This is a genomic window from Mitsuaria sp. TWR114, from assembly GCF_007997345.1.
Window position 1 is genome coordinate 1 of the sequence record NZ_VOSR01000464.1, and the last position, 21,454, is coordinate 21,454.

The 21,454-nt window shown below is 69.2% G+C and carries 20 protein-coding genes; 15 read left to right on the forward strand and 5 right to left on the reverse strand.

The annotated features are described in order from the left end of the window. On the forward strand, positions 1 to 576 hold a 576-nt coding region (locus tag FUT87_RS16695), incomplete at its 5' end, for a DMT family transporter (RefSeq protein ID WP_147241744.1). 135 nt (positions 577 to 711) lie between these two features. Then, positions 712 to 2,733 carry a M13 family metallopeptidase gene (locus FUT87_RS16700; protein ID WP_147241745.1) on the forward strand — a complete coding sequence of 674 codons (2,022 nt, stop codon included), beginning with the start codon at positions 712 to 714 and terminating at the stop codon, positions 2,731 to 2,733. Positions 2,734 to 2,955: 222 nt separating this feature from the next. Here the strand turns inward: FUT87_RS16700 and glk are convergent, their stop codons facing one another. The 3 genes from glk to FUT87_RS16715 all read right to left on the reverse strand — a co-directional run bounded on the left by glk (position 2,956) and on the right by FUT87_RS16715 (position 6,420). After that, the gene (gene glk, locus FUT87_RS16705) at positions 2,956 to 3,951 is read right to left on the reverse strand and encodes a glucokinase (protein WP_147240811.1); all 996 of its coding nucleotides are present in this window, start codon (positions 3,949 to 3,951) and stop codon (positions 2,956 to 2,958) included. A 146-nt stretch (positions 3,952 to 4,097) separates the two neighbouring features. Continuing rightward, positions 4,098 to 5,429: a family 1 glycosylhydrolase gene (locus FUT87_RS16710; RefSeq protein ID WP_147241746.1), complete on the reverse strand. Its 1,332-nt coding sequence runs from the start codon at positions 5,427 to 5,429 to the stop codon at positions 4,098 to 4,100. A gap of 7 nt (positions 5,430 to 5,436) precedes the next feature. Further along, positions 5,437 to 6,420 carry a GNAT family N-acetyltransferase gene (locus FUT87_RS16715; protein ID WP_255511880.1) on the reverse strand — a complete coding sequence of 328 codons (984 nt, stop codon included), beginning with the start codon at positions 6,418 to 6,420 and terminating at the stop codon, positions 5,437 to 5,439. A 225-nt stretch (positions 6,421 to 6,645) separates the two neighbouring features. Between FUT87_RS16715 and FUT87_RS16720 the strand changes: the two genes are divergently transcribed. Continuing rightward, complete coding sequence (locus tag FUT87_RS16720) at positions 6,646 to 8,127, forward strand: rhodanese-like domain-containing protein (RefSeq protein WP_255511881.1); 1,482 nt, start codon at positions 6,646 to 6,648, stop codon at positions 8,125 to 8,127. Between the two features lie 210 nt (positions 8,128 to 8,337). Here FUT87_RS16720 and uvrB read toward each other — a convergent pair whose 3' ends face one another. Then, on the reverse strand, positions 8,338 to 10,503 hold the full coding sequence (gene uvrB, locus FUT87_RS16725) for an excinuclease ABC subunit UvrB (protein WP_147241748.1): 2,166 nt from the start codon (positions 10,501 to 10,503) through the stop codon (positions 8,338 to 8,340). 166 nt (positions 10,504 to 10,669) lie between these two features. Between uvrB and FUT87_RS16730 the strand changes: the two genes are divergently transcribed. The 7 genes from FUT87_RS16730 to FUT87_RS16760 all read left to right on the forward strand — a co-directional run bounded on the left by FUT87_RS16730 (position 10,670) and on the right by FUT87_RS16760 (position 16,294). After that, on the forward strand, positions 10,670 to 11,872 hold the full coding sequence (locus tag FUT87_RS16730) for an amino acid aminotransferase (protein WP_147241749.1): 1,203 nt from the start codon (positions 10,670 to 10,672) through the stop codon (positions 11,870 to 11,872). A gap of 241 nt (positions 11,873 to 12,113) precedes the next feature. Continuing rightward, the gene (locus FUT87_RS16735) at positions 12,114 to 13,430 is read left to right on the forward strand and encodes a polyhydroxyalkanoate depolymerase (RefSeq protein ID WP_091724260.1); all 1,317 of its coding nucleotides are present in this window, start codon (positions 12,114 to 12,116) and stop codon (positions 13,428 to 13,430) included. A gap of 59 nt (positions 13,431 to 13,489) precedes the next feature. Beyond that, positions 13,490 to 14,155 carry an electron transport complex subunit RsxB gene (gene rsxB / locus FUT87_RS16740; RefSeq protein ID WP_147241757.1) on the forward strand — a complete coding sequence of 222 codons (666 nt, stop codon included), beginning with the start codon at positions 13,490 to 13,492 and terminating at the stop codon, positions 14,153 to 14,155. A gap of 66 nt (positions 14,156 to 14,221) precedes the next feature. Then, positions 14,222 to 14,860: an endonuclease III gene (gene nth, locus FUT87_RS16745; protein ID WP_091724258.1), complete on the forward strand. Its 639-nt coding sequence runs from the start codon at positions 14,222 to 14,224 to the stop codon at positions 14,858 to 14,860. Between the two features lie 47 nt (positions 14,861 to 14,907). Continuing rightward, on the forward strand, positions 14,908 to 15,162 hold the full coding sequence (locus FUT87_RS16750) for a cell division protein ZapB (protein ID WP_147241750.1): 255 nt from the start codon (positions 14,908 to 14,910) through the stop codon (positions 15,160 to 15,162). Continuing rightward, on the forward strand, positions 15,159 to 15,500 hold the full coding sequence (locus FUT87_RS16755) for a cell division protein ZapA (RefSeq protein ID WP_091724256.1): 342 nt from the start codon (positions 15,159 to 15,161) through the stop codon (positions 15,498 to 15,500). The genes FUT87_RS16750 and FUT87_RS16755 overlap by 4 nt, the downstream gene beginning before the upstream one ends. Before the next feature lie 356 nt (positions 15,501 to 15,856). Next, a complete protein-coding gene (locus FUT87_RS16760) occupies positions 15,857 to 16,294 on the forward strand; it encodes an EVE domain-containing protein (protein ID WP_091725196.1) in 438 nt (145 codons plus the stop codon). Between the two features lie 32 nt (positions 16,295 to 16,326). On the opposite strand, the gene FUT87_RS16765 is transcribed toward FUT87_RS16760, so the two are convergent. Then, positions 16,327 to 17,343: a GGDEF domain-containing protein gene (locus tag FUT87_RS16765; RefSeq protein WP_091724255.1), complete on the reverse strand. Its 1,017-nt coding sequence runs from the start codon at positions 17,341 to 17,343 to the stop codon at positions 16,327 to 16,329. A 455-nt stretch (positions 17,344 to 17,798) separates the two neighbouring features. Here FUT87_RS16765 and rpsU point away from each other — a divergent pair, with 455 nt between their 5' ends. From rpsU to FUT87_RS16790, 5 genes are all read left to right on the forward strand, one after another. Then, entirely contained in the window at positions 17,799 to 18,011 is a 213-nt protein-coding gene (gene rpsU, locus FUT87_RS16770; protein ID WP_012346814.1) for a 30S ribosomal protein S21, read from the forward strand. Positions 18,012 to 18,197: 186 nt separating this feature from the next. Then, positions 18,198 to 18,644, forward strand: coding sequence for a GatB/YqeY domain-containing protein (locus tag FUT87_RS16775; RefSeq protein ID WP_099859742.1), 447 nt, complete (start codon positions 18,198 to 18,200; stop codon positions 18,642 to 18,644). A gap of 46 nt (positions 18,645 to 18,690) precedes the next feature. After that, complete coding sequence (locus FUT87_RS16780; RefSeq protein ID WP_091724253.1) at positions 18,691 to 19,038, forward strand: TIGR01244 family sulfur transferase; 348 nt, start codon at positions 18,691 to 18,693, stop codon at positions 19,036 to 19,038. A gap of 212 nt (positions 19,039 to 19,250) precedes the next feature. After that, on the forward strand, positions 19,251 to 19,859 hold the full coding sequence (locus FUT87_RS16785; RefSeq protein ID WP_091724252.1) for a TRAP transporter small permease subunit: 609 nt from the start codon (positions 19,251 to 19,253) through the stop codon (positions 19,857 to 19,859). Further along, positions 19,859 to 21,448, forward strand: coding sequence for a TRAP transporter large permease subunit (locus FUT87_RS16790; protein ID WP_091725193.1), 1,590 nt, complete (start codon positions 19,859 to 19,861; stop codon positions 21,446 to 21,448). Before FUT87_RS16785 ends, FUT87_RS16790 begins: the two co-directional genes overlap by 1 nt. The last annotated feature ends 6 nt before the right edge of the window (positions 21,449 to 21,454 follow it).

The window sequence follows — 21,454 nt, forward strand, 5'->3', positions numbered from 1 at the left end:
GCGCTGGGCGGCGTGGTGCTGGTGTCGGGCGTGCTCGGCCGCGGCGATGGTCCGCCCCACATGCTGCTGGGCGACGCGCTGACGCTGCTGGGCACGATCGGCTGGGTGCTCTACACCCGCGGCGCGGCCCGGCTCCCCACGCTGAGCCCGCTCGAATACACCGGCCTGACCGCGATCGCGGCGCTGCCGTGGCAACTGCTCTTCGCCGTCGCCATGACGGCCGGTGGCTGGGTCAACGCGCCCACCTGGCAGGACCTGACGCCGGTCGCGCCGCACCTGCTCTACATCGCCGCGGTGCCCACTGTCGCCGCGGTCGTGGCCTTCAACTTCGGCGTGCGGCAACTCGGCGCGTCGCGCGGCACGCTGTTCCTCAATGGCGTCCCGGTGTCGGCGCTGCTGATGAGCGTCGCGCTCGGCCAGCATCCGGCGGCGCAGGAGTGGATCGGCGCGGCGCTGGTGATCGCGGCGCTGACCCTGAGCACGCGCGCTCCCGCGCCGGCCGCGCGCCCCTCGCCTCAAGAGGGCGTGAAGACGCGGGCGGCGGCCGGTGCCGACGGGCGTTGTCCAGCCACTTGAAGGGCCTGCCGGCAAGCTGGAAAGCCCCGGTGCGACGGCCGCCACAAGCGGCCTCATGGCTTTTGTCACGGGTCTGCCTTGTGGCATAGGCTTCCGGCTCCGACGGGCCCGGCCCGCACTCCAGATCTGCTTGCGATGAAGAACGTCCTCCGCCTCACCACCCTCGCCCTGCTGATGCAACTGGGCGGCCTCGCGATGGCGGCGCAGCCGCAATCGGGCCTCGACCTCAAGGGCTACGACAAGACCGTGCGTCCCCAGGACGACCTGTTCCGCGCCGCCAACGGCCATTGGCTGTCGACCACCGAGATCCCCGCGGACAAGGCCTCCTACGGCGCCTTCCACCTGCTGGCGGACCTCTCCGACAAGCGTGCCCGCGCCATCATCGAGGACCTGTCGAAGAAGAAGGCCCAGGGCGGCAGCGTCGAGCAGAAGATCGGCGACTACTACGCCGCCTACATGAACACCGCGGCGATCGACAAGGCCGGCCTGGCCCCGATCAAGCCGCTGCTGGACAGCATCGCCGCGATCCAGACGCGCACGCAGCTCGCGACCTGGCTGGGCGCGCAGACCGGTGTCCTCGACACCCCGGTGCCGCTGGGCATCGAGGCCGACTACCAGGACCCCACCATCAACCGCCTGCAGACCTGGCAGGGCGGCCTGGGCCTGCCCGACCGCGACTACCACCTCAAGAAGGACGACGAGCGCCTGGCCAAGGCCCGCGCCGCCTACCTCGACTACCTGCAGACGCTGGCCAAGGCCGCCGGCATCGCCGATCCGGCCGGCAGCGCGCAGCGGGTGCTGGCGCTCGAGGAGCGCCTGGCCGAGGTGCAGTGGGACAAGGTCTCGCTGCGCGATCCGCAGAAGACCTACAACCCGATGACGCCGGCCGAGCTGGCGCAGAAGGCGCCGGGCTTCGACTGGAACGCCTTCTTCACCGCGGCCTCCCTGCCGGGCCTGGACAAGCTGTCCGCGTCGCAGCCGAGCTACCTCACCGGCGCGGCCAAGCTCCTGGGCGAGGCGCCGCTGGAGGACCTCAAGCTCTACCTCAGCTTCCGCGCCATCGACGCCAATGCGTCCACGCTGCCCAAGGTCTACCGCGACGCCCACTTCCAGTTCCACGGCGCGGCGCTGACCGGCGCGAAGAGCCCGCTGCCGCGCTGGCAGCAGGCGGTGGGCAACGTCAACGGCGCGCTCGGCGAGGCGGTCGGCGAGGTCTACGTCAAGCGCTACTTCCCGGCCGCCGACAAGGCCCGGATGCTGCAGCTGGTCAACAACCTGCTGGCCTCCTACAAGGAGTCCATCGACAAGCTCAGCTGGATGACGCCCGCCACCAAGGCGCAGGCCCAGGACAAGCTGTCCAAGTACATGGTCAAGATCGGCTACCCCGATGTCTGGCGCGACTATGGCGCGCTGGAGGTCAAGGCTGGCGACCCGGTGGGCAACAACCTGCGCGCGGCCACCTTCGAGTGGAAGCGCCAGGCCGCCAAGGCCAGCAAGCCGGTCGATCGCCGCGAGTGGCTGATGACGCCGCAGACGGTCAACGCCTACTACAACCCGACGCTCAACGAGATCGTCTTCCCCGCCGCCATCCTGCAGCCGCCCTTCTACAGCACGAAGGCCGACGACGCGGTGAACTACGGCGCGATCGGCGCAGTCATCGGGCATGAGATCAGCCACGGCTTCGACGACCAGGGCAGCCAGTTCGACGGCGACGGCAAGCTGCGCAACTGGTGGACCGACGACGACCGCAAGGCCTTCGACGCCATCGGCGCCAAGCTGGTCGCGCAGTACGAGGGCTACGAGCCGATCCCGGGCAAGCACCTCAACGGCAAGCTGACGCTGGGCGAGAACATCGCCGACCTCTCGGGCCTGCAGATCGCCTACAAGGCCTACCTGCGCTCACTGGGCGGCAAGCCGGCGCCGGTCATCGACGGCTACACCGGCGAGCAGCGCTTCTTCATGGGCTGGTCGCAGGCCTGGCGAGAGAAGGCGCGCGAGGAGCGCAAGCTGCAGCTGCTGACCATCGACCCGCACTCGCCGCCGGAGTTCCGGGCCAACGGCGCCGCCGTCAACCACGACGGCTTCCACGAGGCCTTCAAGACCAAGCCGGGCGACAAGATGTTCAAGCCCAGCGAGGACCGCATCCGGATCTGGTAATCCGGACCTCCCCACAGAGCGGCCATCCCGGCCGCTTTTTTCATTTCAGAGCCCAGCCCTCCGCCCGCCTCCGCCCCAACGCAGTGAGCCGGTGATTGGGGACGGCAGGGCGCGGGGTTCCGGCGCTTGCCGCGGGAATCCTGCGCCCTGGCGGCCAACGCGCTGCTCGGCGCAGGTAGGCGGTCTCAGCGCCACCAACCCACAGCTCGCCAACTGGCGATCTCAGTGCGTCAGCACATCCCGATCCAGCGCCCGACTGGCCCCGAGCAGCGGCGCCTGATCCGCCTCCTGCACGACGTAGGTCGGGATCGCCCGCAGGTAGGACGTCAGCCTGCCGCAGGACTCGAAGCGTGCCCGGAACGGGCTGCGGTCGAACCACTCGCCCAGGCGCGGCACGATGCCGCCGCCGATGTAGAGCCCGCCGCGCGCGCCCAGCGTGAGCGCGACATGCCCCGCGATGTCGCCCAGCAGCGCGCAGAACATGGTGACGACCTCGCTGCTGAAGGGCTCGCCCGCCAGCGCCGCCGCCGTGATCGCCGGCGCGGCGCGGCCTTCGCCGGGAGCGAGCTTGAGGCCGCGCAGCTCGGCCAGCGCCATGTAGAGGTTTTCCAGGCCGGGCCCCGACACCGCCCGCTCCGCCGACACATGCCCGAAACGCCGGTGCAGCAGGTCGAGCACGGCCCGCTCCTCGGGCTCATAGGACGACAGCGTGGCATGCCCGCCCTCCCCGCCGACCGCGACCTGCGTGTTGCCATCGTCGGACCGCAGCAGCCCCGACACCCCCAGCCCGGTCCCGGGCCCGACCAGTCCCTTGGCCGCGCCGGCCACCGGCTCGCCGCCGCCGACCTTGCGCATCGACTGCGGTCCCAGCACCGGCAGCGCCAGCGCCAGCGCGGTGAAGTCGTTGATCACCAGGACCCGCTCCGCGCCCAGCGCCGATTGCAGCGCCCGCGTGGAGAAGCTCCAGTGGTGGTTGGTCATGCGGACATGGTCGCCGGTGACGGCGGTGGCGATGCCGATCGCGCAGCTGCGCGGACGGGGCAGGCCCTCGCGATGCAAGTGATAGAAGATCGCGTCCGCGAGCGTGTCGAAGTCGCGGCACACGTAGCGCGCGACGTGTTGCAGCGGCTCCGCCGCTCCGTCCTGGCTGGCGAAGCGCACATGCGTCGCGCCCACGTCCGCCAGCAACCGCATTGGCGCCGTTCCGCCCTGACTCATGCCTTCTGCTCCTTCACCGATGCCTCCGTTCCGCGACGCGGCAGGAGCCGTGCCCGCCCCGTGCGCGAAAGCCTCGGATGCTGCCACAGTCCGTCCCGGCCTCGGGCCGGACGGTGACGCCGCGCCCGAGGTTCAGTCCCTGGCGCTCAACGCCCGGCCTTGAAGGCGGCGATCGCGTCGCGGTACCAGTGGGCGCTGTCCTTGGCCAGGCGCTGCTGGGTCGCGTAGTCGACGTGGAACAGGCCAAAGCGCTTCTGGTAGCCCGAGTTCCATTCGAAGTTGTCGAGCAGGCTCCAGTAGAAGTAGCCCCGCACGTCCGCGCCCAGCGCCACCGCCTGGGCCAGCGCCTCGAGGTGGCCGCGCAGGTAGGCGATGCGCGCCGCGTCGGGCACACGGCCGTCGACGATGCTGTCGGCATTGGCCATGCCGTTCTCGGTGATGACCAGCGGCGGCGGCGTGTACTCGCGGGTGATGCGCAGCAGGTGCTGGGTCAGCGCCTGCGGATAGATCTCCCAGCCCATGTCGGTGAAGCCCAGCTCCCCGGGCGGCGTCACGAACTGCTGGCGGCCGTTGAGCACGCTGCGGGTGTAGAAGTTGATCCCCAGGAAGTCCAGCGGCTGCTGGATCAGCGCCAGGTCCGGCGCCGCGTAGTTGGTGTGCCAGTACTCGTTGAGCAGCTCCTCGCGCTCGCTGCCGGAGCGGCTGAAGACGAAGTCGGTGAAGTCGGCGTTGAAGATCTCGTTGACGAAGGGGCTGTCGTCCGAGGGCTTGATCGAGCGCGCCCGCATCACCAGGTCCACCTGCGGCCGCTGCGGCCGGCCGTGCAGGTCCATGAAGATCTCCGCCGCGCTCTGGCCCGCGCCGACGACGGCGATGCGCCGCGCTTGGCCGTGGCCGGCGATGGCGTCCAGGTAGTGGCTGGAGTGGAAGACGCGCGGATCGTCTCGGCCACCGCGCTGGTGATGGAGGATCCGCGGTGCGCCACCGACGCCCACCACCAGGTGCCGCGTCAGGCGCTCGCGCACGGCGCCCGCGGCATCGCGCGAGCGCACCCGCAGCAGCTTCACCTCGCCGGCGCGCGGCTCGGGCAGCACCTCGACCACGTCCTCGCCATAGGCGCAGCGGTCCTCGAACTGCGCCGCGGCCCAGGCCAGGTAGTCGTTGAACTCGTGGCGGCTGGGGAAGAAGGTCTTCAGGTTGATGAAGTCCTGCAGCCGGTCCTTCTCATGCAGGTAGTTCAGGAAGGTGAAGCGGCTGGACGGGTTGCGCAGCGTCGCCAGGTCCTTCAGGAAGGAGATCTGCATGTGCGCCTGGTCCAGCAGCATGTTCCTGTGCCAGACGAAACCAGGCTGGCGTTCCACGAACAGCGCGTCCAGCGGCCGGTGCTGCGGGCGCGCGTCGCGACCTTCCTCCAGCGCGATGGCCAGGGCGATGTTGGACGGGCCGAAGCCGATGCCGATCAGGTCATGGATGTGCATGGGTGCCTCAGGATTGGGGAACTGCGAGGGAATGGCCGGAGGACGCGGGCGCATGCGCGTCGACGTCGTCGTCGGGACGCGGGATCCAGAGCGCGTCATCGAAGAAGCGCTCGCGCATCAGCAGGCCCAGCACCGCGCGCTTGTGCGGGAACTGGATCTCCTTGAGCGAGGCGTAACCGCAGCGGTGGAGGCTGCGGATCATCCGGCGGTTGTCGATGCGGGGCTCGATCACCAGGCGCTGGGTGCGGCAGTCGTCGAGGAAGAGGTAATGGGAGACGCCCGGCATCCAGGCGGTCAGGAAGGGCCGGCCGCGCAGCGCCGGCTCGCCCACCAGCACGTGCCAGCCGCGGTCGTGGTCGGCGGCGTCGTAGAAGGGCGCGATGCGGTCTTCCTTGGCCCAGTAGGCCTCGACGTAGCAGAACGGCCGCTCGTCCAGGCAGCCGATCAGCCCGATGGTGTGCGGGTCGGCGGCCACGCCGGCGAGGTAGCGGCGGTGGTGCTCCAGGTCGCCGGTCTCCTGCCAGAAGTGCGCGACGGCCGGCTCGTTCATCCATCGGTTCACGGTGGCCAGGTCGCGCTCGACGTCCATCGCGCGCAGGCTGAAGGCCTGGTCCAGCCAGGGAATGTGGCGGCGGTAGACGGTGCCGACCGGCTTGGGCGGCCGGCGCGGATGGCGGCGGCCGTCCTTGCTGAAGACGTACTGGCTGGGCGGCGGATCGCGCCGGTCGGTCAGCCACAGGCGGTCCCATTGCCAGAACAGCTCCCGCGAGACGGTGGCCGGCTGGCCGGCCGGCTGCAGCGCGATGCCGCCCGCGAGGAGCGCCGAGCCGGCCGGCAACGCGCCGCCGAGCGACACAGCCGCAAGGTCCGGGCGCAGCGCAAAGACCGCTTCCAGCGCCGCGGGCAGGTGGAGGTCGAGCAGCGCCGGAGGCGTCCGGTCCAGGTCGTCGCGGGGCTGCAGCAGCGGCAGCGGCGCGGCGGGCTCCAGCACCAGGCGCTGACCGGCCCGCCGTCCCGCGGCAGCACGCTCAGGTGGGGGCCGTTCATGACGGTCTCGAGCTCCTGGCCCGCGACGCGGCTCAGGATGCGGCCGGCGGTGCGGGAGCCGGCGCTGGCGAGGGAAGGATCGGAGCCGGCGGACAGGGCCGGCGCAGCGATGGACATGGGACTGCCTCGGAAGTGGTCGCGGCGCTCGGCGCGCCGCCGTCTTCCGGTAATGACGTTGGCCGCGTCGATTTGTTCATGCGGGCGGTGTCCGGGCGCGTTTCGCCCGGCTCAGCGGAAGGCGTGGGCCAGCGAGGCGGCGGCGTCGGCGCGCAAGCTGCAGGCGCTGGGCTACACCGACGTCGCGCTGCTCGCCGGTGGCCTGGGCGCCTGGCGCGAAGCAGGTCTCGAGCTGTTCCGCGACGTCAACGTGCCGAGCAAGGCTTTCGGCGAGCTGGTCGAGGCCCGGCGCCACACCCCCTCGATCCCGGCCGACGAACTCCAGCGTCGCCTCACGCGCGGCGACCAGCTCGTCCTGCTCGATGCCCGGCGCTTCGACGAATACCGCAGCATGAGCCTGCCCGGCTCGATCAGCGTGCCCGGCGGCGAACTGGTGCGACGCGCCCGCGACCTCGCGCCGGACCCGACGACCCTCATCGTCGTCCACTGCGCCGGCCGCACCCGCAGCCTGATCGGCGCGCAGTCGCTGATCGACGCCGGCGTGCCGAATCCGGTCGTCGCGCTGCGCAACGGCACGATCGGATGGACGCTCGCGGGCCTGGCGCTCGCGCAGGGCCAGGGGCGCTCGCACGAGGACGTGCCGCTGGGCGACCTGGACGCGGCGCGCGAGGGCGCCACGGCACTGGCCCGCCGCGCGCACGCGCAGCGCATCGATGCGCGCGTGCTCGCCGACTGGCTGGCCGATCCGCGCCGCTCCACCTACCGCTTCGATGTCCGCGGCGCCGACGAATACGCACGCGGCCACCGTCCGGGCTTCCGGCACGCGCCGGGCGGCCAGTTGATCCAGGAGACCGACCACCACGTGCCGGTGCGCGGCGCTCGCATCGTGTTGAGCGACGACGACGGCATCCGTGCCTCGATGGCGGCGGCCTGGCTGGCGCAGATGGGCTGGGAAGTGGCGGTGCTGCCGCCGGATCCCGCGGCGCACACCGAGACCGGCCCGGACCTGCCGCCGCAGCCGCTCTCCCCGACCGTGGCCACGGTGACGCCGGCCGAGCTGGCCCGTTGGCGCGACGAGGACGCCGACCGCGAACAGCCGGACACGGTGGTCATCGACGTCGCGCCGAGCATCACCTACATCGTCCGGCACATCCCCGGCGCCTGGTGGAGCCCGCGGGCGCGGCTGGCCGAGGCGCTGCGCACCGTCATTCCCGCGGCGCGCCGCGTCGTGCTGACGGGTAACCTGGGCGTGCTGCCGCGCTTCGTCGCTGCCGACCTCGCCGCGGAACTGGCGGCCGAGGGTCGCGAGCTGCTGGTGCTGGAGGGCGGCACGACGGCCTGGTACGACGCGGGCCTGCCGATCGAATCCGCCAACCCGCGCCTGGCCTTCCCGCGCGACGACCGTTACCGCCGCCCTTACGAGGGCACCCACCATCCGCGCGACGCGATGCAGGCCTACCTCGACTGGGAGTACGGTCTCCTCGCGCAACTGGACCGCGACGGCACGCATTTCTTCCGCGTCATCGAAGACTGACCGAACGACATCACGGCGCACGCCCGACCCACAACAAGCGCTCAACCCGGGGTCAGCGAGCGCCGGTAGGGCCGGAAGGCTGCTGGGGGTTCCCGGACGGGATGCCCCCTGCTGCCTGGAGAGCCCGCGCTCCCCGTCCCGCAGTCAATCAAAGCCCTTCCGCCCATCAGACGCCAGCGCACCGCTCCCGCACCGCGCTGCTCCCCGGGGTCACTTGCCCTTGCCGGCCGAAATCGGCACGACGTTGTCGTGCACCGCCGCGCCGAAGGCCTGCTCCTTGAGTTGCGCCAGTTGATCGCGCAGCCGCGCCGCCTTCTCGAACTCGAGGTTGCGCGCATGCTCCAGCATCTGCTTCTCCAGCTGCTGGATGCGCTTGCTGAGGTCTTTCTCGCTCATCGCCTCGACCTCGGCGGCCTCGGCGATGACCTTGGCGTCGTCGCGGCCCGGCTTGTCGCTGTAGACGCCGTCGATCAGGTCACGGATGCGCTTGACCACGCCGCGCGGCGTGATGCCGTTGGCCTCGTTGAACGCGATCTGCTTGGCGCGGCGGCGCTCGGTCTCGCCGATGGCCTTCTTCATCGACTCGGTGATGCGATCCGCGTACAGGATCGCCTTGCCGTTCACGTTGCGCGCCGCCCGGCCGATGGTCTGGATCAGGCTGCGCTCGGCGCGCAGGAAGCCTTCCTTGTCCGCGTCCAGGATCGCCACCAGCGACACCTCCGGGATGTCCAGCCCTTCGCGCAGCAGGTTGATGCCGACCAGCACGTCGAAGGTGCCCAGCCGCAGGTCGCGCAGGATCTCGACCCGCTCGACCGTGTCCACGTCCGAGTGCAGGTAGCGCACCTTCACGCCGTTGTCGCTGAGGTACTCCGTCAGCTGCTCGGCCATGCGCTTGGTCAGCGTGGTGATGAGCACGCGCTCGTTGATCTCGATGCGATCGCGGATCTCCTGCAGCACGTCGTCCACCTGGTGCGTCGCCGGTCTGACCTCGACCACCGGATCCACCAGCCCCGTCGGCCGCACCAGCTGCTCGACGACCGCGCCCGCCTGGCGCTTCTCGTAGTCCCCCGGCGTCGCGCTGACGAAGATGGCCTGGCGCATCTTGCGCTCGTACTCCTCGAACTTCAGCGGCCGGTTGTCCATCGCCGACGGCAATCTGAAGCCGTAGTCCACCAGCGTGCTCTTGCGCGCCCGGTCGCCGTTGTACATGGCGCTGAACTGGCCGATCAGCACGTGGCTCTCGTCCAGGAACATCAGCGCGTCCGGCGGCAGGTAGTCGACCAGCGTCGGCGGCGGATCGCCGGGCGCGGCCTGCGAGAGGTGGCGCGTGTAGTTCTCGATGCCCTTGCAGTGGCCCACCTCCTGCAGCATCTCCAGGTCGAAGCGCGTGCGCTGCTCCAGCCGCTGCGCCTCGACCAGCTTGCCCTCCTTGATGAAGAAGGCCACGCGCTCGCGCAGTTCCTCCTTGATCGTCTCGATCGCGGCCACCACGCGGTCGCGCGGCGTCACGTAATGGCTGGACGGATAGACCGTGAAGCGCGGGATCTTCTGCCGGATCTGCCCGGTCAGCGGATCGAAGAGCGTCAGCCCCTCGACCTCGTCGTCGAAGAGCTCGATGCGCAGGGCCAGCTCCGAGTGCTCCGCCGGGAAGACGTCGATGGTGTCGCCGCGCACGCGGAAGTGGCCGCGGGTGAATTCCATCTCGTTGCGCGTGTACTGCATGCGCGCCAGCTGCTGGATGATGTCGCGCTGGCCGAGCTTGTCGCCCACCCGCAGCGTCATCACCATCTGGTGGTAGTCGCTCGGGTTGCCGATGCCGTAGATCGCCGACACCGACGCCACGATCACCACGTCGCGCCGCTCCAGCAGGCTCTTGGTGCAGGACAGCCGCAGCTGCTCGATCTGCTCGTTGATCGCGCTGTCCTTCTCGATGAACAGGTCGCGCTGGGGGACGTAGGCCTCGGGCTGGTAGTAGTCGTAGTAGCTGACGAAGTACTCGACCGCGTTCTTCGGGAAGAACTCGCGGAACTCGCTGTACAGCTGCGCCGCCAGCGTCTTGTTGGGCGCGAACACGATCGCCGGACGGCCCAGCCGCGCGATGGTGTTGGCCATCGTGAAGGTCTTGCCCGAGCCCGTCACCCCCAGCAGCGTCTGGAAGCTCTCGCCGTCGTTGACGCCTTCCACCAGTTGCTGAATGGCGGCGGGCTGGTCGCCCGCGGGCGGATAAGGCTGGAACAGCTGGAACGGAGAGCCTTCGAAAGAAACGAATTCGCCCTTCGGCGGCTCGCTCGCCGAAGCGGTCGGCGCCTCGGTCGACTCGGACTTCTTCCCCTTGGCGACGGGGTTGGCGGGCGTGGCGGCGGTGGATCGGCTCATCAGGGTTTCCCAGGGGCAACGCTTGTTCCCTGCCTACAATCGGCGGGCTTCGCTGGGCGCGCGGGAGGCGCCTCGGGCGTCAGGACGCGACAGCGTAGCGCAGCCGGACGGGTTTCTCCCGTCGTGCCCTTCCCGCTCTTGCCAACGCACTGTCAGGAAAGCCTCCATGTCCCTGTTCGCCGCCGTCGCCATGGCCCCCCGCGACCCCATCCTGGGTCTGAACGAGCAATTCAACGCCGATCCGAATCCCGCCAAGGTCAATCTGGGCGTGGGCGTCTATTACGACGACAACGGCAAGCTCCCGCTGCTGGCCTGCGTGGCCGCCGCCGAGGCGCAGATGCAGGCGGCCCCCAAGCCGCGCGGCTACCTGCCCATCGACGGCATCGCCGCCTATGACGCGGCCGTGCAGGGCCTGGTCTTCGGCGCCGACAGCGAAGTCCTCAAGGCCAAGCGTGTCGCCACCGTGCAGGCCCTGGGCGGCACCGGCGGCCTGAAGATCGGCGCCGACTTCCTCAAGCGCCTGAACCCCGGCGCCAAGGTGCTGATCTCCGATCCTTCCTGGGAAAACCACCGCGCGCTGTTCACCAACGCCGGCTTCCCGGTCGAGACCTATCCCTACTACGACGCCGCCAACCGCGGCATCGACTTCAGCGGCATGCTGGGCGCGCTGAACGCGGCCCCGGCCGGCACGGTCGTCGTGCTGCACGCCTGCTGCCACAACCCGACCGGCTACGACCTGACGCCCGCCCAGTGGGCACAGGTCGTCGAGGCGGTCAAAGCGCGCCAGCTGGTCGCCTTCCTCGACATGGCCTACCAGGGCTTCGGCGAAGGCATCGCCGAGGACGGCGCCGTGATCCAGCAGTTCCTGGCCGCCGGCCTGGACTTCTTCGTCTCGACCAGCTTCTCCAAGAGCTTCTCGCTCTACGGCGAGCGCGTCGGCGCGCTGAGCGTGGTCTGCGCCTCCGCCGAGGAAGCGACCAAGGTCCTGAGCCAGCTCAAGATCGTGATCCGCACCAACTACTCCAACCCGCCGACGCACGGCGCCCAGGTCGTGGCCACCGTGCTGTCCACGCCCGCGCTGCGCGCCCAGTGGGAAGAGGAACTGGCCGGCATGCGGGTGCGCATCAAGCAGATGCGCGAAGCGCTGGTCGCGGAACTGAAGGCCGCCGGCATCACCGACGACCTGAGCTACGTCACCCGCCAGAAGGGCATGTTCAGCTACAGCGGCCTGTCCGCCGAGCAGATGCAGCGCCTGCGCTCGGAGTTCGGCGTCTACGGCGTCGATTCGGGCCGCATCTGCGTGGCGGCGCTCAACAGCAAGAACCTCAAGCCGGTTGCCGCCGCGATCGCCGCGGTCAAGAAGGCCTGACCCTTCCTCGACGCCACACTTCGATGCGCTGATCGCACGATCGGCGCTCGAACCCAGGGCCGGTACCGCCGCAAGCGGGCCGGCCCTGCGCATTTATGGCGAAATCCGCCGGTTCGAAGTCCCTGCCGCGGCCCCCGACGGCACGCCGGCGACACACACTTCCGATGGCCGGGACCTAGAATTGCTGCGTTGCACAACGGGTGCCAGCTTTCGCCTCACTCCCCCTCGAGAGGTCCGCCAGATGCTCTACCAGCTTTATGAAACCCAGCGCGCGTTGCTGAGCCCGTTCTCCGAGTTCGCCAGCGCCACCGCCAAGCTCTACAGCCATCCGCTGTCGCCGTTCGCGCACACGCCGCTGTCGCACCGGATGTCCGCCGGCCTGGATCTCATGCACCGGCTGGCCAAGGAGTACGAGAAGCCGGAATTCGAGATCACCAGCGTCGAGGTGGACGGCATCGACGTCGCGGTGCAGGAACTGGTGGCGCTGGAGAAGCCCTTCTGCCGCCTGCTGCGCTTCAAGCGCTACACCGACGACCCGGCCGTGCTGGCCAAGATGAAGGCGCAGCCGACGGTGCTGGTCGTGGCGCCGCTGTCCGGCCACCACAGCACGCTGCTGCGCGACACGGTCAAGCAGCTGCTCAAGGACCACAAGGTCTACATCACCGACTGGACCGACGCCCGCATGGTGCCGCTCGAAGCCGGTCCCTTCCACCTCGACGACTACATCTACTACGTCCAGGACTTCATCCGCCACGTCGGCGAGGACTGCCACGTGATCTCGGTCTGCCAGCCGACGGTGCCGGTGCTGGCGGCGATCTCGCTGATGGCCTCCAAGGGCGAGACCACGCCGCGCTCGATGACGATGATGGGCGGCCCGATCGACGCCCGCCGCAGCCCGACCGCGGTCAACAACCTGGCGATGAACAAGAGCTACAGCTGGTTCGAGAACAACGTCATCTACCGCGTGCCGACCAACTTCCCGGGCGCGGGGCGCGAGGTCTACCCCGGCTTCCTGCAGCACACCGGCTTCGTGGCGATGAATCCGGACCGCCACCTGAGCTCGCACTACGACTACTTCCTCGACCTGGTGCGCGGCGACGACGACAGCGCCGAGTCCCATCGCCGCTTCTACGACGAGTACAACGCCGTGCTGGACATGCCGGCCGAGTATTACCTGGACACGATCAAGACGGTGTTCCAGGACTTCGCGCTGGTCAACGGCACCTGGGATGTCGGCGGCGACCTGGTGCGTCCGCAGGACATCACCCAGACCGCGCTGCTGACCGTGGAGGGCGAGCTGGACGACATCTCCGGCGCCGGCCAGACCAAGGCGGCGCATGAGCTGTGCAGCGGCATCGACGCGAAGAACCAGTTCCACTACGACGCGATCGGCGCCGGTCACTACGGCATCTTCTCGGGCCGTCGCTGGCGCGAGAAGGTCTACCCGGTGATCCGCGACTTCATTGCCAAGTACGATGCGGCCCCGTTGCACCAGCCCGCCGCGGCCAAGCGCGCGCCCCGACCGGCGACGCGCCGTCCGCGCAAGCCGACCGAGTGAACCCCGCCCCGTCCGACTCCGCCTCCGCTGACCCGTCCGCCACCCCGTCTGCCGGCGTGGTGGACGCTGCCTTCGACGCGCTCGTCGAAGGCCTGAACCAGGCCTTGCCGCAGACGCAGTGCACGCGCTGCGGCTATCCCGATTGCCATTCCTACGCGCATGCGATCGCGCGCGGCGAGGCCGCCATCAACCAGTGCCCGCCCGGCGGCGCCGAGGGCATCGCGCGACTGGCCGCCCTCACCGCCCGCGAGGCGCTGCCGCTCAACCCCGAGCACGGACTCGAGGGTCCGCGCCGGCTCGCGGTCATCGACGAGGACTGGTGCATCGGCTGCACGCTCTGCATCAAGGCCTGCCCGGTCGACGCGATCGTCGGCAGCAACAAGCTGATGCATCACGTCATCGACGCGGACTGCACCGGTTGCGAACTCTGCATCCCGGTCTGCCCGGTGGATTGCATCTCACTCGCCGAAGTGACGCCGGGGCGCAGCGGCTGGTCCGCCTGGAGCCCGGCGCAGGCCGAGCGCGCCCGCGAGCGCTACCGCTGGCACGAGATCCGCGTCGAGCGCGAACGCCGCGAGCACGACGACCGCCTCGAGGCCAAGGCGCGCCACAAGCTGGATCATCTCGAGTCGGAAACCCGGCTCACCGACGCGGCCCAGATCGATCGCAAGCGGGCCGTCATCGAAGCCGCGCTGGCGCGCGCCCGGGCCAAGCGCGGCGCCTGAGCCCCCCGCATCGCCCTTCCCCGTCCTCCGTCCGCTCGCACGCCCTGCCCGCACCGGCCGCTCGCCATGAACCAGACCCAGATCCGCGAGTTCTTCGAGATCCTCCGCACCGCCAACCCGTCGCCGCAAACCGAACTCGAATACGCCAGCGTCTTCGAGCTGCTGGCCGCGGTGCTGCTCTCGGCCCAGGCGACCGACGTCGGCGTCAACAAGGCGACGCGCCGGTTGTTCGTCGTGGCCAACACGCCGCAAAAGATCCTCGAGCTGGGCGAGGAGCGGCTCGCCGAATACATCAAGACGATCGGCCTCTACAAGACCAAGGCGAAGAACCTGCACGCCACCTGCCGCATCCTGGTCGAGCAGTACGGCGGCGCGGTGCCGCAGAGCCGCGAGGCGCTGGAGTCGCTGCCGGGCGTCGGCCGCAAGACGGCCAACGTGGTGCTGAACGTCGCCTTCGGCGAAGCGACGATGGCGGTGGACACGCACATCTTCCGTGTCGGCAACCGCACCGGCCTCGCGCCCGGCAAGAACGTGCTGGAGGTCGAGCAGCAGCTGCTGGCGCGCGTGCCGCCGGAATTCCTCGTCGATGCCCATCACTGGCTGATCCTGCATGGGCGCTACGTGTGCCAGGCGCGCCGGCCGCTGTGCGAGCGTTGCGCCGTCGTCGCGCAATGTGACAGTGCGCCGATGGCTGCGGCGCGTTGAGCGAACCCGGCCCCCTACAATCCGCGCGTCCATCCGTCAGGGAAGCCATGTCCAGCATCACCGACCTCGTCGACCGCGTGGAGCGCCTGCTGGTGCGCCACGAGGAATTGAAGCGCACGAACACACTGCTCGAGCAGCAGGTGCAGGCGCTCACGCTGGAGCGCGACAGCCTGCGTTCGCGCCTGGCCGCGGCGCGCGGGCGCATCGACGCGCTGCTCGACCGCCTGCCGGTGGAGGCGGCCGATCTCCTCGACGGCAGCGACGGATCCGAGGCCACCGACTCTCGAAAGACGGGCGCATGAAGCAAATGGAAGTCACGATCATGGGCCAGAGCTACCTGCTCGGCTGCCCCGAAGGCGGCGAGGCCGCGCTGCAGAAGGCGGTCGCCCGGGTCGACAAGGAAATGTGCGCGATCCGCGATGCGGGCCGCATCAAGGCGCGTGAGCGCATCGCGGTGCTGGCGGCGCTGAACCTGGCCTATTCGCTGACCGAAGTCGGCGCCTCGCCCGCGGCTGGCGATGCCGCCGAGGCAGGCGCTGGCGACAGCGGTACGAGTGCCGGACAGCTGCCTGCACCGGATCTTGAAACGCTGATGAAGCGGCTCGATGAAGCCCTGGTGCAAGACGGGCAACTGCTGTGATCGCCGCGGCTCGCCGCGTAGAATCCGCTCCGTCCACTGCGTTCGCGTGAGTTTTATATTTCCTTGAACCGATGCTCTCGCGAGCAAGGGCTTGGAACATTACCTGGCTGGTGTGAGCGTCTCGCGTCAGATGAACCCGAAGCCATGTTGACCTCGCCCACCTGTACCCCTAGGGTTCAGGAATGCGGCTCACGGCTCGCCGTGGACACCTCTTCCCGAAACCGCGCCTGACCGCTCAGAGCGCGGTTTTTTCATGGTCGACGGCCGGCGCCGCGGCGCCGCCGATCTCGCGGGGTTTCACCTTGAGCACTGCCCAGCCCTCCCAGCCCACCGGCGACGCGCCGCAGTACTGGCTGATGAAGTCCGAGCCGGACGAGGCCTCGATCGATCACCTGCAGGCCGCCGGCGAGTTGCCCTGGACCGGCGTGCGCAACTACCAGGCGCGCAACTTCATGCGCGATCAGATGCGCATCGGCGACGGGGTGCTGTTCTATCACTCGTCCTGTCCGGAGCCGGGCATCGCCGGCTTCGCCGAGGTCAGCAGCACCGCCTATCCGGACGCCACGCAATTCGATCCGGCCAGCCCCTACTTCGACCCGAAGTCCAAGCCTGAAGCGCCCCGCTGGTCGCATGTGGACGTGCGCTTCGTGCGCAAGACGCGGCTGCTGAGCCTGGCGGAGATGAAGCGCGATCCGGTGTTGTCACAGATGCGCACGCTGCAGCCGGGCAACCGCTTGTCGATCACGCCGGTCACGGCGGCGGAGTGGCGGCACCTCCAGGCCCTGCTCGCCTGAGCGGCGGGCGACGGGGCGGGCGCGGCGGGCCCTCAGCCCATGCCGAACGGGATCGACGCCAGCACGACCTGGTTGCCGCCGCGGCGCTGGGCTTCCTTGACCGCCATCTCGGCGGCGCCCAGCAGTTCCTCCTGGCGTGACGCGGTATGCGGGAAGCTCGCGACGCCCATCGACAAGGACAGCCCGATGTCCTGGCCATGCAGCACGACGATCTGCGCATGGCACTGGCGGCGCAGCTGTTCCATGCGCGCATGCGCCGTTGCCAGGCCCACGCCCGACAGCAGCACCGCGAACAGGTCGTCGCCGATGCGGCAGGCCGCGTCCATCGCGCGGGTGTTGGCGCGCAGCATGCGCCCCAGGCCCTCGAGCAGGCGCTGGCGCGCCTCCTCGCCCAGACCGGCCTCGGCCGTGACCGGATCCAGCGCGATCAGCACCAGCGTGAATTCGCGGTGCTCGCGCGTCGAGAGATCGATCTCGCGCAGCAACTGGTCGTCGAACTGCGCGCGCATGTAGAGCCCTGACACCTCGTCGCGGCCGCTGCCCTGCTGCAGCTCGCGGCGCATCTGCTCGAGCGACTTCTGCTGCTGCTCGAGCTGCTGCAGCGCGCGCTGCAGATGCGTTTCGCGATGGCGTTCCTCGGTCTTGTCGCTCCACAAGGCCATCACGTGCTCCTGGCCCAGCGGGAAGCGCATGACCATGAACTCGCGGCGGCGGCCGCCGATCTCGAGGCGGTGCTCGGAACTCACGACGCCGCGCTGGGCCAGCGTGGCCTGCTCGGAGCGGCGCATCGCCTGGACTTCGTCGCCGCGCATCAGGTCGGCGTCGGTCGCGCCGACGATGCCGGCCTCGATCCGGCCGAACAGTTCGCCCATGGCCGGGCTCGCGAAGACGTAGCGACCGGTGGCCATCGACTTCACGGTCAGGCAGGCGCCGGTCGGTTCCAGCAGGCCGAGCAGGCCGGCCGCGACATGTGCCTGGGGCGTTCCCGACGACGCCAGCCAGGCATCGAAGCTGGCGGGCGCGGGCGTCGCGGCGGCGTTTAATTCCATGGGTCGGGCCGGGCCGGGGATTCCCCTGGCGGTCGAATGGTGGTGGATCGAATGTAGATGGGTGCCGGTCGCCCGGGCAAGTGCCGACCACGATCGCGGGGGCTCTCTCCCCCTAAGCTTGGGGTCAGGCATCCTAGCGTGCCGCGAGAGAGGGCCACGGCGATGCACTTCCCCCAGCGCGCCGACGCGAAGCGCGCGCGGCGGCAGCGCGTGAAAAAGTCACGCCCGGGATGAAGCCAGCGGCGCGGGACGTGATGAGCGCGGGGCCCGCCGCATCGCGCTCGCGGGCGTCCGGGCACGTCGACCCGCTTCAATTTGGCGGACCGTCAAAAATGAGGCTAGAATCCGCGTTTTGCTGGCAAACCCTGCGCGTCGATTCGGAAGTGGAATCCGGATACTCCGCTTCGAAGGCAAGCCCTTCCTCGCGAACACCGAGCGCTATTTGAAGGAATTTCATGACCACCATTCGCGTCAAAGAAAACGAGCCGTTCGACGTGGCCCTGCGCCGCTTCAAGCGCACCATCGAGAAGCTGGGCCTGCTCACCGAGCTGCGCGCCCGTGAGTTCTACGAGAAGCCGACCGCCGAGCGCAAGCGCAAGAAGGCGGCCGCCGTGAAGCGTCACTACAAGCGCGTGCGCAGCATGCAGCTGCCCAAGAAGCTGTACTGATCGAAGGATCGGACCGCTTCGGCACCGGGGACCCTCGCTGAGCGCTCCCCACTGCCCGAACAGCACAGAAAGCCCGCGCAGGACGCTGCCGCGGGCTTTTTTGTCTCCGCGCCGCACCGGTCCGCGACGGCCGATGATCCCCGCGAGACCGCGAAACGCATTTCGAGAGAGAAGCAAGGAGCCCTCATGAGCCTGAAGGAACAGATCACCGAAGACATGAAGACGGCGATGCGCGCCAAGGACAGCGAGCGCCTGGGCACGATCCGCCTGCTGCTGGCCGCCGTGAAGCAGAAGGAAGTGGACGAGCGCGTGACGGTGGACGACGTGATGCTGGTGGGCATCGTCGACAAGCTGATCAAGCAGCGCAAGGACTCGATCAGCCAGTTCACCGCCGCCGGCCGGCAGGACCTGGCCGACAAGGAAACCGCCGAGCTGAAGGTGCTGGAGGTCTACCTGCCGCAGCGCCTGAGCGAGGACGAGATCAAGGCCGAGGTCGCCGCGATCGTGGCCGAACTGGGCGCCAAGGGCCCGGCCGACATGGGCAAGGTGATGGGCGCCGTGAAGGGCAAGCTCGCGGGCAAGGCCGACATGGGCCTGGTCTCGGCCGCGGTGAAGGCCGCGCTGGCGGGCTGAGCCCCTCCCTCCCCGGCCCGCTTCCGATTCAACGACAGGAGCCTCCATGGAACTGACCGTCCAACAACTGACGCCCGATTTCTGCGTCGCGCCGCAGCTGACGCCGGACACGATGGCCGCACTGGCCGCGGCCGGCTTCAAGTCGGTGATCAACAACCGCCCGGATTTCGAGGGCGGCCCGGACCAGCCCACCAGCGAGCAGGTCCGCGTCGCGGCCGAGGCGGCGGGCCTGGTCTACCACCACCTGCCGGTGCAGGGCGGCTACCAGTCGCCGGAGGAGATCGCCGCGATGCGCGCGCTGCTCGACGAGGCGCCCAAGCCGGTGCTGGCGTTCTGCCGCTCCGGCGCGCGCTCGACCCGGCTCTTCGCCTCCGCGATGCAGCTCGACGCCTGACGGATCCCGAACACCGCGCCCCATCGGAGCGCCGCCGCAGGCCCCGGTCCCCGACCGGGGCCTTCTTTTTTCGCCCTTCAGCTTTCCTCAGGGCTTTCCCGGAACAGCGTACGAAATCAGGTCGCCGTCAGCGCTCGCTGGCTACAGTCCGCGTCTACGACAAGAAACGAGCCCTCCCCGTCGCGGGCTCACATGGAGACCTGGATTCCTCGATGAACGCCCTGCTTGCTTTCGCCAAGGGCATCGACTGGCTGACGGACCGGTTCGGCACGCTTGCCGCCTGGGCCGTCCTGCTGTCGTGCTTGATCAGCGCCGCCAATGCGGTGATTCGCTACGGCCTGGACATCAGCTCCAACGCCTTCCTCGAGATCCAGTGGTACCTGTTCGCCGTCTGCGTGATGGGCGGCGCGGCGCAGGTCCTGCGCCTGAACGAGCATGTGCGGGTCGACATCCTCTACGCGCGCTGGCGCGGCCACGGCAAGGTCTACATCGACCTGTTCGGCCTGATCGTCTTCCTGATCCCGGTGATGGCCTACGCGGGCTGGCTGTCCTGGGACTTCTTCCTGGGCAAGCTCATGACCGGCATGCGGCCGGACGACACGATCGCGACGCTCGGCCTGGGTGGCTACCTGCACAAGCTGTTCACCAGCGGTGAGGTGTCGGGCAACGCGGGCGGATTGATCCGCTGGCCGGCCGCGCTGACCTTGCCGGTCGGCTTCGGGCTGGTGTTCCTGCAAGGACTTTCGGAGGTGATCAAGCGCCTGGGTTACCTGGCCCATCTCGTCGAGATGGACACCCACTACGAGAGGCCGCTGCAATGATCACGATGGAGCAGTTTCCCCCGCTGATGTTCGCGGGGCTGATCATCATCATGCTGATCGGCTTCCCGGTGGCCTTCTCGCTGGCCGCCCTGGGCCTGGCCTGCGGATTCTTCGCGGTGAGCCAGGGCTGGTTCCCGCCGGAGTTCATGACGGCGCTGCCGCAGAACGTCTTCGGCATCCTGTCCAACGACCTGCTGCTGGCGATCCCGTTCTTCACCCTGATGGGTGCGCTGCTCGAGAAATGCGGGCTGGCCGAGGACATGCTCGATTCGATGGGCCAGCTCTTCGGCCCGGTGCGCGGCGGGCTGGGCTACTCGGTCATCATCGTCGGCTTCATCCTGGGCGCGATCACCGGGACGGTGGCCGGCCAGGTGATCGCGATGGCGATGATCTCGCTGCCGGTGATGATGCGCTACGGCTACAACATGCGCTACGCGACCGGGGTGCTGGCGGCGTCCGGGACGATCACGCAGCTGGTGCCGCCCTCGCTGGTGCTGGTGGTGCTGGCGGACCAGCTCGGCAAGCCGGTGGGCGACATGTACAAGGGCGCCTGGGGGCCGTCGATCCTGCAGGTGCTGATCTTCGCGCTCTACACCTTCGCGCTGTCGCGGCTCAAGCCGGAGCACGTGCCCGGCGTGCCCAAGGAGGCGCGCACGCTGGACGGTTGGGCGCTGTGGAAGAAATGCCTGCGCGGCATCATCCCGTCGGCGGTGCTGATCTTCGCGGTGCTGGGCTCGATGGGCGGCCTGCCCGGCATCAACACGGCGATCTGCACGCCGACCGAGGCCGGCGCGATGGGCGCGGTGGGCGCCTTCATCCTGGCGGCGTCGCACCGGCGCCTGAACTGGCCGGTGGTCCGCGAAGCCATGATCGGCACGATGCGCATCACCGCGATGGTGGTGTTCATCCTGATCGGCTCGCGCACCTTCTCGCTGGTGTTCCAGGGCGTGGAAGGCGGCAAGTGGATCGAGCACATGCTGACCAGCCTGCCAGGCGGTCAGATCGGGTTCCTGATCGTGGTGAACCTGTTCATCTTCTTCCTGGCGTTCTTCCTGGACTTCTTCGAGATCGCCTTCATCATCCTGCCGCTGCTGGGTCCGGTCGCCGACAAGATGGGCATCGACCTGGTGTGGTTCGGCGTGATGCTGTGCGTGAACATGCAGACCAGCTTCATGCATCCGCCCTTCGGCTTCGCGCTGTTCTACCTGCGGGGCATCTCGGATTCGCTGTTCAAAACCGGCGCGCTGCCGCGGCGGGTGCTCTCGAGCGACATCTACCTGGGCTCCATCCCCTGGGTGGTGATGCAGCTGATCCTGGTGGCGATCGTCATCTTCTTCCCGGTGACGGTGACCGCCTTCCTGGACAAGGCCGAGGCGGTCGACATGGACAAGGCCACCGAGATGCTGCAGGGCATCGATGCCGGGCAGGCGGAACGCGTCGATCCGAATGCGGACACGAATGCGCTGTTCGGATTGCCGCCGGAAGCGGCGTCGGCGGCCTCCGCGCCAGGCGACCCGGCCTCCGCGCCGGCGTCCGAGGCCGAGGATCCGATGGAGGCCGTGCGGCGCTCGCTGGAAGAGAAGAAATAGCGGCGC